This is a genomic window from Pseudomonas sp. AK181, assembly GCF_051122975.1.
GTDB classification, from domain to species: Bacteria; Pseudomonadota; Gammaproteobacteria; order Pseudomonadales; family Pseudomonadaceae; genus Aquipseudomonas; species Aquipseudomonas lactis.
The window spans coordinates 1,935,209-1,952,130 of sequence record NZ_CP146348.1 but is presented as its reverse complement, the minus strand read 5'-3'; the positions used below and the strand labels follow the sequence as shown (position 1 = coordinate 1,952,130).

Annotated in this window: 13 protein-coding genes; 1 reads left to right on the top strand and 12 read right to left on the bottom strand. The window is 58.5% G+C overall.

What is annotated here, in order from left to right; genetic code table 11:
• Positions 1 to 125: 125 nt before the first annotated feature.
• The 3 genes from htpG to V8689_RS09105 all read right to left on the bottom strand — a co-directional run bounded on the left by htpG (position 126) and on the right by V8689_RS09105 (position 3,045).
• Positions 126 to 2,030, bottom strand: coding sequence for a molecular chaperone HtpG (gene htpG, locus V8689_RS09115; protein ID WP_044273084.1), 1,905 nt, complete (start codon positions 2,028 to 2,030; stop codon positions 126 to 128).
• Positions 2,031 to 2,119: 89 nt separating this feature from the next.
• Positions 2,120 to 2,572 carry a PaaI family thioesterase gene (locus tag V8689_RS09110; protein ID WP_056788537.1) on the bottom strand — a complete coding sequence of 151 codons (453 nt, stop codon included), beginning with the start codon at positions 2,570 to 2,572 and terminating at the stop codon, positions 2,120 to 2,122.
• On the bottom strand, positions 2,569 to 3,045 hold the full coding sequence (locus tag V8689_RS09105; RefSeq protein ID WP_056788539.1) for a PaaI family thioesterase: 477 nt from the start codon (positions 3,043 to 3,045) through the stop codon (positions 2,569 to 2,571). Before V8689_RS09105 ends, V8689_RS09110 begins: the two co-directional genes overlap by 4 nt.
• A gap of 157 nt (positions 3,046 to 3,202) precedes the next feature.
• On the opposite strand from V8689_RS09105, the gene V8689_RS09100 reads away from it, so the two are divergent.
• Positions 3,203 to 3,460, top strand: coding sequence for a hypothetical protein (locus V8689_RS09100; RefSeq protein WP_003190018.1), 258 nt, complete (start codon positions 3,203 to 3,205; stop codon positions 3,458 to 3,460).
• Between the two features lie 84 nt (positions 3,461 to 3,544).
• On the opposite strand, the gene V8689_RS09095 is transcribed toward V8689_RS09100, so the two are convergent.
• From V8689_RS09095 to sdhA, 9 genes are all read right to left on the bottom strand, one after another.
• Positions 3,545 to 4,285, bottom strand: coding sequence for a DUF599 domain-containing protein (locus V8689_RS09095; RefSeq protein ID WP_056788542.1), 741 nt, complete (start codon positions 4,283 to 4,285; stop codon positions 3,545 to 3,547).
• A 257-nt stretch (positions 4,286 to 4,542) separates the two neighbouring features.
• The gene (brnQ, locus tag V8689_RS09090; RefSeq protein ID WP_047710425.1) at positions 4,543 to 5,856 is read right to left on the bottom strand and encodes a branched-chain amino acid transport system II carrier protein; all 1,314 of its coding nucleotides are present in this window, start codon (positions 5,854 to 5,856) and stop codon (positions 4,543 to 4,545) included.
• Between the two features lie 427 nt (positions 5,857 to 6,283).
• On the bottom strand, positions 6,284 to 7,165 hold the full coding sequence (sucD, locus tag V8689_RS09085; RefSeq protein WP_003190013.1) for a succinate--CoA ligase subunit alpha: 882 nt from the start codon (positions 7,163 to 7,165) through the stop codon (positions 6,284 to 6,286).
• Positions 7,165 to 8,331: an ADP-forming succinate--CoA ligase subunit beta gene (sucC, locus tag V8689_RS09080; protein WP_003190011.1), complete on the bottom strand. Its 1,167-nt coding sequence runs from the start codon at positions 8,329 to 8,331 to the stop codon at positions 7,165 to 7,167. Before sucC ends, sucD begins: the two co-directional genes overlap by 1 nt.
• A gap of 204 nt (positions 8,332 to 8,535) precedes the next feature.
• A complete protein-coding gene (lpdA, locus tag V8689_RS09075) occupies positions 8,536 to 9,972 on the bottom strand; it encodes a dihydrolipoyl dehydrogenase (protein ID WP_003190010.1) in 1,437 nt (478 codons plus the stop codon).
• Between the two features lie 99 nt (positions 9,973 to 10,071).
• Entirely contained in the window at positions 10,072 to 11,292 is a 1,221-nt protein-coding gene (gene odhB / locus V8689_RS09070) for a 2-oxoglutarate dehydrogenase complex dihydrolipoyllysine-residue succinyltransferase (protein ID WP_056788544.1), read from the bottom strand.
• 44 nt (positions 11,293 to 11,336) lie between these two features.
• Complete coding sequence (locus tag V8689_RS09065; RefSeq protein ID WP_032892637.1) at positions 11,337 to 14,168, bottom strand: 2-oxoglutarate dehydrogenase E1 component; 2,832 nt, start codon at positions 14,166 to 14,168, stop codon at positions 11,337 to 11,339.
• Positions 14,169 to 14,430: 262 nt separating this feature from the next.
• The gene (locus V8689_RS09060) at positions 14,431 to 15,135 is read right to left on the bottom strand and encodes a succinate dehydrogenase iron-sulfur subunit (protein WP_003172807.1); all 705 of its coding nucleotides are present in this window, start codon (positions 15,133 to 15,135) and stop codon (positions 14,431 to 14,433) included.
• 11 nt (positions 15,136 to 15,146) lie between these two features.
• Positions 15,147 to 16,919, bottom strand: coding sequence for a succinate dehydrogenase flavoprotein subunit (gene sdhA / locus V8689_RS09055; protein ID WP_056788547.1), 1,773 nt, complete (start codon positions 16,917 to 16,919; stop codon positions 15,147 to 15,149).
• Positions 16,920 to 16,922: the final 3 nt, after the last annotated feature.

Sequence of the window (16,922 nt, the reverse complement as noted above, 5' to 3'; positions counted from 1 at the left end):
GCTCGCGAAAAACTTCAGGGCACCGCGTTGATTCAGGATGTACGCGTTATCGTTGACGTTTTTCGCGAGCAAGCTCGCTCCTACAAATGAAAAAACCCGCCGAAGCGGGTTTTTCTACAACGGTGTTAAACCGACAATTCAACCAACAGCTTGTTCAGTCGGCGCACATACGCGGCCGGGTCCTTCAAGCTGTCGCCGGCTGCCAGGGCGGCCTGGTCGAAGAGGATGTGCGACAGGTCGCCAAACCGCTCTTCGCTCTGCTCGCCATCGAGTTTCTCGATCAGCGGGTGAGACGGGTTGAATTCGAAGATCGGCTTGGAGTCCGGCACTTTCTGCCCGCTGGCTTCAAGGATCTGGCGCATCTGCAAGCCCAGGTCCTGCTCGCCGATGGCCAGGATCGCCGGGGAGTCGGTCAGGCGGTGGGAAACCCGCACTTCACTGACCGCGTCGCCCAGGGAAGCCTTGATGCGCTCAACCAGGCCCTCTTTGGACTTGGCGACTTCTTCGGCTTCTTTCTTCTCTTCTTCGGAGTCCAGGTTACCCAGGTCCAGGTCACCACGGGCCACGTCGACAAAGGTTTTGCCGTCGAACTCGGTGAGATAGCTCATCAGCCACTCATCGATACGGTCGGTCAGCAGCAGCACTTCGATGCCTTTCTTGCGGAAGACTTCCAGGTGCGGGCTGTTCTTGACCTGGGCATAGGTTTCGCCGGTCAGGTAGTAGATCTTGTCCTGACCTTCCTTGGCGCGCGCCAGGTAGTCAGCCAGGGACACAACCTGCTCGCCGTCTTCGCCCTGAGTCGAAGCAAAACGCAGCAAGCCGGCGATTTTTTCCTTGTTGGCAAAATCTTCCGCCGGGCCTTCTTTCATCACCTGGCCGAAGTTCTTCCAGAAGCTCTTGTATTGCTCAGGCTCGTTCTTCGCCAGTTTTTCCAGCATGTCGAGTACACGCTTGGTCAGCGCCGACTTCATGGAGTCAATGATCGGGTCTTTCTGCAGGATTTCCCGCGAGACGTTCAGCGACAGGTCGTTGGAGTCGACCACGCCTTTGATAAAGCGCAGGTACAGCGGCAGGAAGGATTCCGCCTGGTCCATCACGAACACGCGCTGCACGTACAGCTTCAAGCCTTTTGGTGCTTCACGCTGGTACAGGTCGAACGGAGCACGGGCCGGGACGTAGAGCAGCGAGCTGTATTCGAGCTTGCCTTCAACCTTGTTGTGGCTCCAGCTCAGCGGGTTCTCGTAATCGTGCCCGATGTGCTTGTAGAACTCCTGGTATTCCTCGTCCTTGATCTCGGTACGCGGACGGGTCCACAGGGCGCTGGCGCGGTTGACGGTTTCCCACTCTACCGCCGGGGCTTCTTCGCCTTCGGCAACGGTCTGCTCCTTGGGCAACTCGATCGGCAACGCGATGTGGTCGGAGTACTTCTTGATGATGTTGCGCAGGCGCCAGCCATCGGCGAATTCATCTTCACCGGCTTTCAGGTGCAGCACGATGCGGGTGCCGCGGTCGGCCTTGTCGATCGTGGCGATTTCAAATTCGCCCTCGCCCTTGGAAGCCCAGTGCACACCTTCGCTGGCGTCGAGGCCGGCGCGGCGGCTGAAGACTTCAACCTTGTCGGCGACGATGAAGGCCGAATAGAAGCCCACGCCGAACTGGCCGATCAGGTGAGAGTCTTTTTTCTGGTCGCCCGACAGGTTCTTCATGAAATCTGCGGTGCCGGATTTGGCGATGGTCCCCAGGTGGGTGATCGCATCGTCACGGCTCATGCCGATACCGTTGTCTTCGAGAGTGACGGTTTTGGCGTCTTTGTCGTAGCTCACACGGATCTTCAGTTCCGCGCCGCCTTCCAGCAACTCAGGCTTGGACAGGGCTTCGAAACGTAATTTGTCGACAGCGTCAGAGGCGTTCGAGATCAATTCGCGAAGGAAAATTTCCTTGTTGGAATACAGCGAATGGATCATGAGGTGCAGCAGTTGCTTCACCTCGGTCTGGAAGCCCAGGGTTTCCTTTTGAGTTTCCACACTCATGGTCATCAAACTCCAATTGGATGGCAGTGGCCGCGCCCGAAAGGGTTGGCGGCGGGTTGTCATCAAAGTTGGGGGCTCAGGCCAGGATTTCAAGGGCGGGCCAATTCCTCAATTTTGAAATGTGCCCGGGCGGTGGCAATCGGCTCGGCCGGGGTGCTCTGCCAGGCGGTAATCGCCACGTTGGCCACGCGCCGGCCCTGGCGCCATACCTGGCACTTGGCATAGGTGTCACGAAACTGGCCGGCGCGCAGATAATCCAGGGAGAAATCGATGATTTTCGGCAGGCCCGGAGCGCCCGTAAACACCATCAGATGCAGGGCGGCTGCCAGCTCCATGAAGCCTGCGATCACCCCGCCATGCAACGCCGGCAATATGGGGTTACCAATGTTGTCCTTGTTGGCCGGCAGGCGAAACAGCAACTCATCCCCCAGACGGGTGCATTCGATGCCGATCAACCTGGCATAGGGCACCAACTCCAGCAGCGCGTCATAGTTGCCACGATCGAGGGCTTGCTCCAGACGGGTCTTGAACCGATGCGTCATGCCTGCTCTCCCTTGATGACCGTACCCAAGCCTTGGGTGCCTTTGAGGCGCTTGCCCATGCGCATGAACGTGCCCACCACATGGGCGATAGGTTGTTGCGGGTCATCCTGATAGGCAACGCCACGGGTGAAAATCACGTCGGTGGTCACCCGGTAACATTGCGCGAAGCCATACACCGGCTTATGGGGTTCGGCGGGATGCATGTAGTCGATACGCAGGTCCAGGGTGGGGCACACTTCGAACTCGGGCAGTACGCACAGGGTTGCCATGCCGCACGCGGTGTCCATCAACGAGGTGAGCGCGCCGCCGTGGATCACCCCGCTCAGGGGGTCACCGACGATATGCGGCCCATACGGCAGTACGAGAGTCATGCCCTCCTCGCTGGCTTCATGCACAGCCACACCCAGCACCTGGCAATGGCGCAGGGCCGAAACGAAGCGCACCGCACGCTCTAACAAAGGGTTTTCGGTCATTGTTTTTAGACTCTTATTAGTGTGAATTCAGCGGATGGGAATGACTGGATAAAGTTCCTGTACGAAACATGCTATATATCTGTGGGACATAAGGAACTAATGCTGGCCCCTTGGGTTCGAAAGGCCAGTAGATATCTTCAATAAGGAGAAACACCCCATGCGTAAGACATTAGCTATTTCCATGATGCTGGCCGCTGCTCTCGGTCTGGCTGCCTGCGACAAGAAATCCGAAGACAAAGCTCAAGACGCTGCCGCACATTCTGAGCAAGCTCAGCAAGATATGGCTAAAGCACAGGATAAAGTGAACGACGCTGCGAAAGAAAACGCCGAAGCTGCCAAAGCTCAGGCCGAATCGAACGAAGCTGCTGCAAAAGAAGCTGCACCTGCCGCACCAGCAGAACCTGCCAAGCAGTAATCGCACGGTTTAAAGCTGTATTGCAGCAAAAAGAAAGCCCGCTGACTAAGCGGGCTTTTCTTTGTCTGCGATTTGCCGCCAGCGCTACGATGCGCCGTCTTTTACAGCCTCGACTGCTGGCATATCGGTCGGGGTATACACCATTACCTGCAATACATCGGAATGGAACTCACGGCGGTACAGCACCAACACCACCCCGCTGCTCATCAACATGAACAACCAGGGGCTGACAAACCAGGCCAGCATGGTCATGCCAAAGTAATAAGCACGCAGGCCAAAGTTGAACTGGTTGGCCGCCATCGAAATCACTCGCGCCGCCCGCAAAGCAAATGCCTTGCGCTCCTGCTCCGACACATGCCGTTCACCGATCATGGGCGCCGAGCCCACCAGCACCGCCGCGAAGTTGTACTGGCGCATGCACCAGCTGAAGGTGAAAAAGGCGTAGACGAACACCAGTGCCAGGCACAGCAATTTGATCTCCGACATGCCCTGGGATGCCTGCTGCACCATGGGAATATCTGCCAGCAGTGACACCGCCCGCTCCGAAGCCCCCAGCACAGTGAGGATACCGGCGAGGATGATCAAGGTGCTGGACGCGAAGAACGAGGCATTGCGCTCCAGGTTACCGATCACACTGGCGTCGGCGATGCGGTTGTCGCGCAATAGCATGCGGCGCATCCAGTCTTCACGGTACAGGTGCAACACACTGGCCAGGCACGCGGTGTCCCGGGCTTTCCAGGTTGCGTAACGGGTGTAGCCGCCCCAGCAGACAACAAACCAGAGGGCGGCGATCAGGTGGATCCAATTGGCTTCAACGAACGACATGCAGGTCCTTGTACACAGGATGATAGGGCCGACACAGTCCAAATGTGGGAGCTGGCTTGCCTGCGATAGCGTCTTTGCAGTCACCACCGCGCACAACCGATGTGCCGCCATCGCAGGCAAGCCAGCTCCCACACCGACCAGTGTTTTCAACTTGAGATTTTTGACGCCATCCCCAAAAAAAAGACACTGCCATCGACTCAAAAAAAATGCCCCGTATCGTTTGATACGGGGCATTTCAGTACAGCACGAACCGCGTGTTACGCGATGGCTTCGCTGCGCTTGCCCAGCATACGGTCAATCACCACCGCCGCCACCAGCGTCATCACCGACGGCACCAGCCACGCCAAGCCTTGTTCGCTCAACGGCAGGTTTACCAACTGCGTTGGCATCCAACCCGCCAGGCCTGCACCCTTGAGTGCGTCGATGCAGCCAAAGATGAACGACACCAGCATCACCGGGCCGACAATACGGCCCTGTTCCTGCCAGAACCCTTTGCAGAAGCTCAGGGCCACCAACACGATGCACGGCGGGTAGATCGCGGTCAGCACCGGAATCGAGAAGGCAATCAGCTTGGTCAGGCCCAGGTTGGACACAAACAGCGAGAACAGCGCCAGGATCACCACCAGGGTCTTGTAGGACAGTGGCAGGATCTTGCTGAAGTACTCGGCGCAGGCGCAGGTCAGACCCACGGCAGTCACCAGGCATGCCAGGGAAATCAGCACGGCGAGGAAACCACTGCCCAGGGAGCCGAACGTGTATTGCACGTAGGCGTGCAGTACCGCCGCGCCATTGCTGGCACCCGCGGCCACGGCATGGCTGCCCGAACCCAGGCGGAACAGGCTGACGTACACCAGCGCCAGGCCCACGCCGGCAATCAGCCCGGCAATGATCGCGTAGCGGGTGATCAGCTTGGGCGACTCGACGCCACGGGAGCGGATCGCGTTGACGATCACGATGCCGAACACCAGGGCGCCCAAAGTATCCATGGTCAGGTAACCATTGATAAAGCCTTGGGAGAATGGCGCGGCCACGTATTCCGGCGTGGCAACCCCCACCTCACCTGCGGGCAAGGCAAACGCAGCGATGCCGAGAATGGCCAGGGCGATGATCTTCAGCGGCGCCAGGAAACGGCCCACGGTGTCCAGCAGTCGACCTGGGTACAGGGAGACAAAGAACACCACCAAAAAATACACCGAGCTGTAGAGGAACAGCGCCAACGGACTTTCACCGGTCAAGGGCGCCAGGCCCACTTCAAACGACACGGTTGCGGTGCGCGGGGTCGCAAACAGCGGGCCCACGGCCAGGTAGGCCGCTGCCGCCAGCAGGCCACCGGCGATCTTGCCAATCGGGCTGCTCAGCGCATCCATGCCACCACCGACCTTGGCCAGGGCGATCACGGTGACCACCGGCAAACCGACTGCGGTGATCAGAAAGCCCAGCGCCGCCATCCACACATGCGGCCCGGACTGCAAACCAACGATAGGCGGGAAGATGATGTTGCCGGCGCCCACGAACAGGGCAAAGGTCATAAAGCCCAGCGCCAGGATATCCTGGCTTTTCAACACTTTCATTTGAGGAAATACCACACTACTGAATCGGAATTTAGAGAGGGCTTCCCTATGGATGAGGGAAATGCTGCCGGCCCTTGTGGGGACCGACCGGTCTAGCGCGCAGCTTCCTTTTGGGACGCGGACGCATAAAGAGGCGGCTAGAGTACAGAATTAGGCTGACAAACGCACTGTTGCGGGGCGGACTGTCCGATAAGCGACATTTCAATGTCGCGTTTTCATACTTAATTGGGCAATACCCACCCTGTGGGAGCTGGCTTGCCTGCGATGGCATCGACTCGGTATGGCTGATGCACCGAGGTGTCTGCATCGCAGGCAAGCCAGCTCCCACATTGAACCGAGTACATCCCCAAATCTGCGTATACCCAGAATGCACAAAGGCCACCCGAAGGTGGCCTTTGTGTGGTGAAGCGTCAGCTAAGCGCGAGGCTTACTTGACAGCCCAACCGGTCAGCTCGGCCAGGGCCTTGCCGATGTCTGCCAGCGAACGCACGGTTTTAACGCCTGCGTCTTGCAGTGCAGCGAATTTCTCGTCTGCAGTGCCTTTGCCGCCAGAGATGATTGCGCCAGCATGGCCCATGCGCTTGCCCGCAGGGGCAGTCACACCAGCGATGTAGGAAACAACCGGCTTGGTCACGTGGGCCTTGATGTAGGCAGCCGCTTCTTCTTCAGCCGAACCGCCGATCTCGCCGATCATCACGATCGCTTCGGTCTTCGGGTCTTCCTGGAACAGCTTCAGGATGTCGATGAAGTTGGAGCCTGGGATCGGGTCACCGCCGATGCCGACGCAAGTCGACTGACCGAAACCGGCGTCAGTGGTCTGCTTCACAGCTTCGTAGGTCAGGGTACCGGAACGGGAAACGATACCGACTTTACCTGGCAAGTGAATGTGACCTGGCATGATGCCGATCTTGCATTCGCCTGGGGTGATCACGCCTGGGCAGTTAGGGCCGATCAGGACTACGCCCAGCTCGTCGCACTTAACTTTAGCGTCCAGCATGTCCAGGGTAGGAATGCCTTCGGTGATGCAGACGATCAGCTTGATGCCGCCGAATGCCGCTTCCAGGATCGAGTCCTTGCAGAAAGGAGCTGGAACGTAGATCACGCTGGCGGTGGCGCCAGTGGCTTCTACGGCTTCTTTCACGGTGTTGAACACGGGCAGGCCCAGGTGCTCGGTGCCGCCTTTGCCAGGAGTTACGCCGCCAACCATCTGGGTACCGTATTCGATGGCTTGCTGGGTGTGGAAACTACCTTGCGAACCGGTAATACCCTGGCAGATAACTTTGGTGTCTTTATTGATCAGGACGCTCATTACTTGCCCTCCGCAGCTTTGACAACTTGTTGAGCAGCGTCGGTCAGGCTGGTAGCCGCGATGATGTTCAAACCGCTTTCTGCCAGTACTTTAGCGCCCAGTTCAGCGTTGTTACCTTCAAGGCGAACAACAACCGGGATTTTAACGCCGACTTCTTTCACTGCACCGATGATGCCTTCGGCAATCATGTCGCAACGAACGATGCCGCCGAAGATGTTGACCAGTACTGCAGCGACGTTGGAGTCGGACAGGATGATCTTGAACGCTTCGGTAACGCGTTCCTTGGTAGCGCCACCACCTACGTCGAGGAAGTTGGCTGGCTTGCCGCCATGCAGGTTGACGATGTCCATGGTACCCATGGCCAGGCCAGCACCGTTGACCATGCAGCCGATGTTACCTTCCAGGGCTACGTAGTTCAGTTCGAACTTGGCAGCGTGCGCTTCGCGCGGATCGTCTTGCGACGGATCGTGGAAAGTCTTCAGCTTAGGCTGACGGTACATGGCGTTGGCGTCGATGTTGATCTTGGCGTCGAGGCAGTGCAGATCGCCGTCAGCCTTGATCACCAGCGGGTTCACTTCCAGCAGGGCCAGATCGTGATCCTGGAACAGTTTGGCCAGACCAACGAAGATCTTGGCGAACTGGGCAACTTGCTTGCCTTCCAGACCCAGCTGGAAAGCCAGCTCGCGACCCTGGAATGGCTGTGCGCCAACCAGTGGATCGATAGTGGCCTTCAGAATTTTTTCTGGGGTTTCGTGAGCGATTTTCTCGATGTCCACGCCACCTTCGGTGGAAGCCATGAACACGATGCGACGGCTCGAACGGTCAACGACAGCGCCCAGGTACAGCTCTTTAGCGATATCAGTGCACGATTCAACCAGGATCTTGGTGACTGGTTGGCCATTGGCATCAGTCTGGTAAGTCACCAGACGCTTGCCCAGCCACTGCTGTGCGAAGGCCTTGGCGTCTTCTTTGCTGCGAACCAGCTTGACGCCGCCCGCTTTACCGCGACCACCGGCGTGGACCTGGGCTTTGACAACCCACTCGCTGCCGCCGATTTTGTCGCAAGCTTCTGCTGCTGCTTCCGGGGTGTCTACTGCGTAGCCCTTGGAAACTGGCAGGCCGTATTCAGCGAACAGCTGCTTACCCTGATACTCGTGAAGATTCATGCTTTTTACCGTCTTCGTTAGGTACTGCGCATTCGGCGCTGCGCTCATTATGAGTGCCGCGCCACCTGTGACTGCTGCTTGCGCAACTTGCGGGGCTTATGGCCCGTAAAGCTGCGCAAGGCTGCGTCCAGCGGATATTCCGCGGTGAGTCTTGCGCGCAAGGCTCACGACGGGCAACTCCGCCGTGGTTTCTTATTATCTCGCTTAGCGCTTCTTGCGGTTGGCGATGTGGATGGCGCCGCCATTCACTGCCAACGCGGCTTCGTGCAACGCTTCGGACAGGGTCGGATGGGAGAAGACCATCATGCCCAGGTCCTCGGCACTGGTGCCGAATTCCATGCCGATTGCGCCTTGCTGAACCAGTTCTGCAGCGCTTGGGCCAATCACATGGACGCCCAATACGCGGTCAGTCTTGGCATCAGCGATGACTTTGACAAAACCACCGGTGTCGTTAGCTGCCATGGCACGGCCAGAAGCGGCAAACGGGAAGGTGCCGACGTTAACTTCAACGCCTTCAGCTTTCAACTGCTGTTCGTTCTTGCCGACCCATGCAATTTCCGGGTGGGTGTAGATAACCGATGGGATCAGGTCGTAGTTCATCTGGGTCTTGTGACCCTTGATGCGCTCAACGACCATGATGCCCTCTTCGGAAGCCTTGTGGGCCAGCATCATGCCACGAACCACGTCGCCAATGGCATAGACGCCAGGCACGGTGGTGGCGCAATGATCGTCAACGTGGATGAAACCACGCTCGTCGATGTTCACGCCGCTGTCGGAAGCCAGCAGGTCGTTGGTCACTGGGCGGCGGCCCACGGCGACGATCAGCTTGTCGAAGGTGATGGTCTGCTCGCCGTCTTTATCGGTGTAGGTCACTACGACTTCTTCGCCGTTGACCTTGGAACCGGTAACACGGGCGCCGAGCTTGATGTCCAGACCTTGTTTGGTCAGGGTTTTCAGCGCTTCCTTGGACACCGCGGTGTCGGCAGCCAGCAGGAACGTGTCCAGGGCTTCCAGCACGGTGACTTCAGCGCCCAGACGCGACCATACCGAACCCAGCTCCAGGCCGATAACGCCAGCGCCGATCACGCCCAGACGCTTAGGTACGGCTTGGAATTCCAGGGCGCCGGTCGAATCAACGATCACGTTGTTATCAACAGGTGCAGGTGGGATGTCGATTGGACGCGAACCTGGGGCCAGGATCACGTTTTCGGCTTCGATGACTTCAACCGAACCGTCTGGCTTGGTGACTTCAACTTTCTTGCCGGCCAGCAGCTTGCCGTGGCCTTGAATCGACGTAACGCCGTTAGCCTTGAACAAGGTGGCAACGCCGGAAGTCAGGCCTTTGACGATGTTGGCTTTACGGCCGACCATTGCTGGCACGTCCATGGTCACGCCAGCATGGTTGATGCCGTGGATCGCGAAGCCGTCTTGGGCTTCGTGGAATTTCCAGGAGCTGTCCAGCAGCGCCTTGGACGGAATGCAACCTACGTTCAGGCAAGTACCGCCCAGCGCCAGTTTGCCTTCCTTGTCGGTGTATTTTTCGATGCAAGCAGTGGAGAGGCCCAGTTGCGCGGCCTTGATGGCGGCAACATAGCCGCCAGGGCCTGCACCAATCACTACAACGTCAAATTTCTGTGTCATGAAAATAGATCCTCTATTTGCGACAAGCTTCTAGCCACACGTTGCAAGCCAAGCTGCTTTTTCCTACAGCTTGTAGCTCGCAACGTGCAACTGCTTCTATCAGATGTCCAGGAGCAGGCGAGCCGGGTCTTCCAGCAGGTTCTTGATGGTCACCAGGAACGTCACGGCTTCTTTACCGTCGATCAGGCGGTGATCGTAAGACAGTGCCAGGTACATCATTGGGCGGATCACAACCTGGCCGTTGATGGCCATCGGACGCTGGATGATGTTGTGCATGCCCAGGATCGCGGCTTGCGGTGGGTTGACAATCGGCGTCGACATCATCGAACCGAAGGTACCACCGTTGGTGATGGTGAAGGTACCGCCGGTCATCTCGTCGATGGTCAGCTTGCCGTCACGGGCTTTCTTGCCGAAGCCGGCGATGCCGCCTTCGATTTCGGCCAGGCTCATCAGCTCGGCGTTACGCAGTACTGGAACCACCAGGCCACGGTCGCTGGAGACGGCAACGCCGATATCCGAGTAGCCGTGGTAAACGATGTCGCCGCCGTCGATGGAAGCGTTGACTGCCGGGAAGCGCTTCAGCGCTTCGGTGGCCGCTTTCACGAAGAACGACATGAAGCCCAGGCGCACGCCGTTGTGGGACTTCTCGAACAGGTCCTTGTACTTCGAACGCAGGGCCATGACTTCGGTCATGTCGACTTCGTTGAAGGTGGTCAGCATCGCCATGTTCGACTGTGCTTCAACCAGGCGCTTGGCCACGGTGGCACGTACGCGAGTCATCGGTACGCGCTTCTCGGTGCGGTCGCCCGCAGCAAACACAGGTGCAGCGGCAGCAGGCGCGGCTGGCTTGGCAGGTGCGGCAGCCGGAGCGTTCTTCTTGGCTTCAACGGCGGCAACCACGTCTTCCTTGGTCACGCGGCCGTCTTTGCCAGTGCCCTTGATGGAAGCCAGGTTGATGCCGTTTTCTTCCGCCAGTTGACGCGCAGCCGGTGCAGCGATTGGGTCTTCGCCACCCGCAGCCGGTGCGGCAGGCGCAGAAGCAGCCGGTGCAGCGGCGGCAGGAGCAGGAGCCGCAGCAGCGCTGCCCTCTTCGATCGAACCCAGTACCTGGTTCGACAGAACGGTAGCGCCCTCTTCAGCCACGATCGCGCCCAGCACGCCGTCAGCTTCGGCCAACACTTCCAGTACGACTTTGTCGGTCTCGATGTCGACGATCAGGTCGTCACGCTTGACGGCCTCGCCTGGTTTCTTGTGCCAGGTGGCAACGGTGCCATCGGCAACCGATTCCGGGAATGACGGGGCTTTGATTTCGATAGCCATTATCTGTAGGTCCTTAAAATTCGGTTTCAGTCAGCGCGAAGGCGTTAAACAGTGAAAGCATCTTGCAGCAGTTTTTCCTGCTGCTCGGCGTGCATCGACGCATAACCACAGGCAGGTGCAGCAGAAGCATCACGACCGGCGTACTCAAGGACCAAAGCCTTGTTGTGGTTGCCGATGCTGCGACGCAGATGATGCTGACTGCTGTACCAGGCGCCCTGGTTCATCGGTTCTTCCTGACACCACACAACGTTCGTGAGGTTGGTGTAAGGCGCGATGATCTCCATGAGGTCATCTTCCGGGAACGGATAAAGCTGCTCGATACGCACGATGGCGATGTCTTCGCGGCCTTCGGCACGGCGTTTTTCCAGCAGATCGTAGTAGACCTTGCCGCTGCACAGGATCAGGCGAGTGACCTTGGCGGCGTCCAGCGTGTCGATCTCTGGAATCACGGTCTGGAACGAACCTTGGGCCAGATCTTCCAGGGTCGAAACGGCCAGTTTATGACGCAACAGCGACTTCGGTGTCAGCACCACCAGCGGCTTGCGCAGCGGACGGATCACCTGGCGACGCAGCAAGTGGTAGATCTGGGCCGGGGTCGTCGGCACGCACACCTGGATGTTGTGCTCGGCGCACAGTTGCAGGTAACGCTCCAGACGGGCCGAGGAGTGCTCTGGCCCCTGACCTTCATAACCGTGTGGCAGCAGCATGGTCAGACCGCACAGACGGCCCCACTTGTGCTCGCCGCTGGTGATGAACTGGTCGATCACCACTTGGGCACCGTTGGCGAAGTCGCCAAACTGGGCTTCCCAGATCACCAGCGCATTAGGCGTGGTGGTCGAGTAACCGTATTCGAACGCCAGTACGGCTTCTTCGGACAGGAACGAATCGTACAGGTCGAAACGTGGCTGGCCTTCGTACAGGTTCTGCAACGGGATGTAGGTGCCCGCGTCTTTCTGGTTGTGCAATACAGCATGACGGTGCGAGAACGTACCGCGGCCGATGTCCTGGCCGGTCATGCGGATCGGGTGACCTTCGAACGCCAGGGTCGCGTACGCCATGGTTTCGGCGTAACCCCAGTTGATCGGCAGGCCGCCGGCTTGCATCTTCTGACGGTCTTCGTAGATCTTCGCAACCTGGCGCTGTACGACGAAGCCTTCGGGAATTTCCAGCAGCTTGGCGGACAGTTCCTGCAACGTCTTCAAATCGAACGAGGTATCGTGACGTGCAGTCCAGGTGTGACCCAGGTATGGACGCCAGTCAACGAACAGCTCTTTGTTCGGTTCCTTGACCAGGCTTTTCACTACATGCAGGCCGTTGTCCAGCGCGTTGCGGTATTCGTCGACTTTCGCCTGAACACGCGCATCGTCAACCACGCCGGCCTTGGTCAGGCTTTCGGCGTACAGCTCACGGGTGGTGCGCTGCTTGGTGATCTGCTGGTACATCAACGGCTGGGTGCCACTTGGCTCGTCCGCTTCGTTGTGACCGCGACGGCGGTAGCAAACCAGGTCGATGACCACGTCACGCTTGAACTGCATGCGGTAGTCGACAGCCAGTTGGGTCACGAACAGCACGGCTTCCGGATCATCGCCATTCACATGGAGAATCGGCGCCTGGATCATCTTGGCAACGTCGGTGGCGTACTCGGTGGAGCGCGCATCCAACGGGTTGCTGATGGTGAAACCCACCTGGTTGTTGATGACGATGTGAACGGTACCGCCGGTCTTGAAGCCGCGAGTCTGCGACATCTGGAACGTTTCCAGGACCACGCCTTGACCGGCGAATGCCGCGTCACCGTGGATGGAAATCGGCAGCACTTTCTCACCGGTGGCGTCGTTACGACGGTCCTGGCGAGCACGTACCGAACCCTCGACCACTGGCGAAACGATTTCCAGGTGGGAGGGGTTGAATGCCATGGCCAGGTGAACTTCACCGCCGGTGGTCATCACGTTGGACGAGAAGCCCTGGTGGTATTTAACGTCACCGGAACCCAGCTCGACCTTCTTCTTGCCTTCGAACTCGTCGAACAGCTCACGCGGGTTCTTGCCGAAGGTGTTGACCAACACGTTCAGGCGACCACGGTGAGCCATGCCGATCACGATTTCCTTGGTGCCATAGGAACCGGAACGCTGGATCAACTCGTCGAGCATCGGAATCAGGCTTTCGCCGCCTTCCAGGCCGAAACGCTTGGTGCCTGGGTATTTGGTGCCCAGGTATTTCTCGAGGCCTTCGGCCGCGGTCACGCGCTCCAGCAGGTGGCCGCGCACATCGGCGGACAATACCGGACGGCCACGCACGCCTTCCAGGCGGTGCTGGAACCAGTGGCGCTGCTCGGAATCGGTGATGTGCGTGAATTCAGCGCCGATGGTGCGGCAATATGTCTGCTGCAACGCTTCGTGAATTTCGCGTAGGCTCGCTTCCTCTTTGCCGATGAACAGGTCGCCGGCACGGAAGGTCGTATCAAGATCGGCATTGGTCAAGCCGTAATGATTGATCGACAGGTCTGCAGGTGCAGGACGCTGCCACAGCCCCAGCGGGTCAAGCTGGGCTGCCTGGTGGCCACGCATACGGTAGGCCTGGATCAGTCGCAGTACTTCAACTTGCTTCTTCTCATGCTCACTGCTCACGCTGCCGGCGGAAACCGGTTGGGCGCGGCGCTGGTTCTTTGCCAGCAGCACGAACTGATCGCGAATTGTTGCGTGCGATACATCGGTGGCAGCGTTGCCGTCTGAAGACAACGTCTGAAATTTGGTGCGCCATTCTTCTGGCACAGCGTTAGGGTCGTGCAGGTAGAGCTCATAAAGCTCTTCCACATAGGCAGCGTTACCACCTGAAAGATAGCCGCTGTTCCACATGCGCTGCATCACGCTTTCTTGCATGCTTGGTCACCCTCGATTTGGGGACACCACCGGCGAAAACACCGAGTTTGCTTGCAAAAGGCCAAGTGCAGCGACCAAAACAAGCCACTTAGGATCACGCTGATAGTTCGGGTACCAACCCGAATGCCCCTGCTTGTCTCATTTCTTCAAAATAAGAGCCGCGGCTTTGTAAGTCGCTGCTCAAGTTAAAACTACGGCGCCGGTTGAAGCCTGCGCCGCAGCATTTACGGGCACAACGGTCCTGCTTTTACTACAACGTCAGTTACACGCCGCTCTGCAGCAGCATGTTACGGATGTGACCAATGGCCTTAGTCGGGTTCAGGCCTTTAGGACATACGTTGACGCAGTTCATGATCCCGCGGCAGCGGAATACGCTGAACGGGTCATCCAGCGAAGCCAGACGCTCGGACGTCTTGGTATCACGGCTGTCTGCCAGGAAGCGGTAGGCTTGCAGCAGCGCAGCTGGACCCAGGAACTTGTCCGGGTTCCACCAGAAGGACGGGCAGGATGTCGAGCAGCAAGCGCACAGGATGCACTCGTACAGGCCATCGAGCTTTTCACGTTCTTCCGGGGACTGCAGACGCTCGATGGCCGGAGCCGGCGTGTCGTTCTGCAGGAACGGCTTAACTTTCTCGTATTGCTTGTAGAAGATGCTCATATCGACGACCAGGTCACGGATAACCGGCAAACCTGGCAGTGGACGAACGATCAGCTTGTTGCCTTTGACCACGGCGGACAGCGGCGTGATGCACGCCAGGCCGTTTTTGCCGTTGATGTTCATGCCGTCGGAACCGCACACACCTTCACGGCAAGAGCGACGATAGGAGAAACCTTCGTCCTGCTCTTTGATCAGTGCCAATACATCCAGCACCATCAGGTCTTTACCGCCGGTATCGACCTGGAATTCCTGCATGAACGGCGCAGCGTCCTGATCAGGGTTGTAGCGATAAACACTGACTTTCAACATGGCAGCCACCCTTAGTAAGTCCGAATCTTCGGTTCAAACGTCGGCACCGTCTTCGGCGAGAAGTTCACGGCACGCTTGGTTACGCGCTTGTCACCCGGGAAGTACAGGGTGTGGCACAACCAGTTTTCGTCGTCGCGATCTTCAAAGTCTTCACGAGCGTGAGCACCACGGGATTCTTTACGAACCTCGGCGGCGATCGCCGTCGCTTCAGCCACTTCCAGCAGGTTTTGCAGTTCAAGGGCTTCGATACGAGCGGTGTTGAACGCCTGGCTCTTATCGTTGATCTTGACGTTGGCGATACGCTTGCGCAGGTCAGCCAGCTGAGCAATACCCTTCTGCATGTATTCGCCGGTACGGAACACACCGAAGTAGTTCTGCATGCAGCTTTGCAGCTCGCGACGCAGGGTTGCTACGTCTTCGCCATCCGTGCGCTCGTTCAGAGCGTTCAGGCGCGCCAGGGCAGCTTCGATGTTGGCGTCGGTGGCGTCATCGTATTCGATGCCGTCGGTCAGCGCCTTTTCCAGGTGCAGGCCGGCCGCGCGACCGAATACCACCAGGTCGAGCAGCGAGTTGCCGCCCAGGCGGTTGGCACCGTGAACCGATACGCAAGCCACTTCACCTACCGCGAACAGACCGTGAATGATCTCGTCCACGCCTTCGGCATTCTGGGTGATTGCCTGGCCATGAATGTTGGTCGGCACGCCGCCCATCATATAGTGGCAAGTTGGAACAACCGGAACCGGAGCAACTACCGGGTCAACGTGGGCAAAGGTCTTGGACAGCTCGCAGATACCAGGCAGGCGGCTGTGCAGCACTTCTTCGCCCAGGTGATCGAGCTTGAGCAGTACGTGGTCGCCATTCGGGCCACAGCCGTTACCGGCGATGATCTCTTTAACCATCGAACGGGCCACAACGTCACGACCGGCCAAGTCTTTGGCGTTCGGAGCATAACGCTCCATGAAACGCTCGCCGTGCTTGTTGATCAGGTAACCACCTTCACCACGGCAACCTTCTGTCACCAGTACACCGGCGCCGGCGATGCCGGTCGGGTGGAACTGCCACATTTCGATGTCTTGTACCGGTACGCCAGCACGCAGAGCCATGCCGACGCCGTCACCGGTGTTGATCAGGGCATTGGTGGTCGACGCATAGATACGACCTGCACCACCGGTCGCCAGCACAGTAGCCTTGGCGCGGATGTAGGTGGTTTCACCGGTTTCGATGCAGATGGCGATCACACCGACGAACTCGCCTTTGCCGTTCTTCACCAGATCGACAGCGTAGTACTCGTTCAGGAACGTGGTACCAGCTTTCAGGTTGCCTTGGTAAAGAGTGTGCAGCAGCGCGTGACCGGTACGGTCGGACGCAGCGCAGGTACGGGCAGCCTGCCCGCCTTTACCGTAATCCTTGGACTGGCCACCGAATGGACGCTGGTAGATACGGCCTTGCTCGGTACGGGAGAACGGCAGGCCCATGTGGTCCAGCTCGAACACCGCGGCCGGGCCTTCCTGACACATGTATTCGATAGCGTCCTGGTCACCGATATAGTCGGAACCCTTGACGGTATCGTACATGTGCCAGCGCCAGTCATCGTTCGGGTCGGCGGAGGCGATGGCGCAGGTGATGCCACCCTGGGCCGATACGGTGTGCGAGCGCGTCGGGAACACCTTGGTGATCACGGCAGTCTTGTGACCGCCCTGGGCCAGCTGCAGCGCAGCGCGCATGCCAGCACCGCCGCCACCAATAATGATGGCGTCGAATGAAATAGTTGGAATGTTAGCCATGAA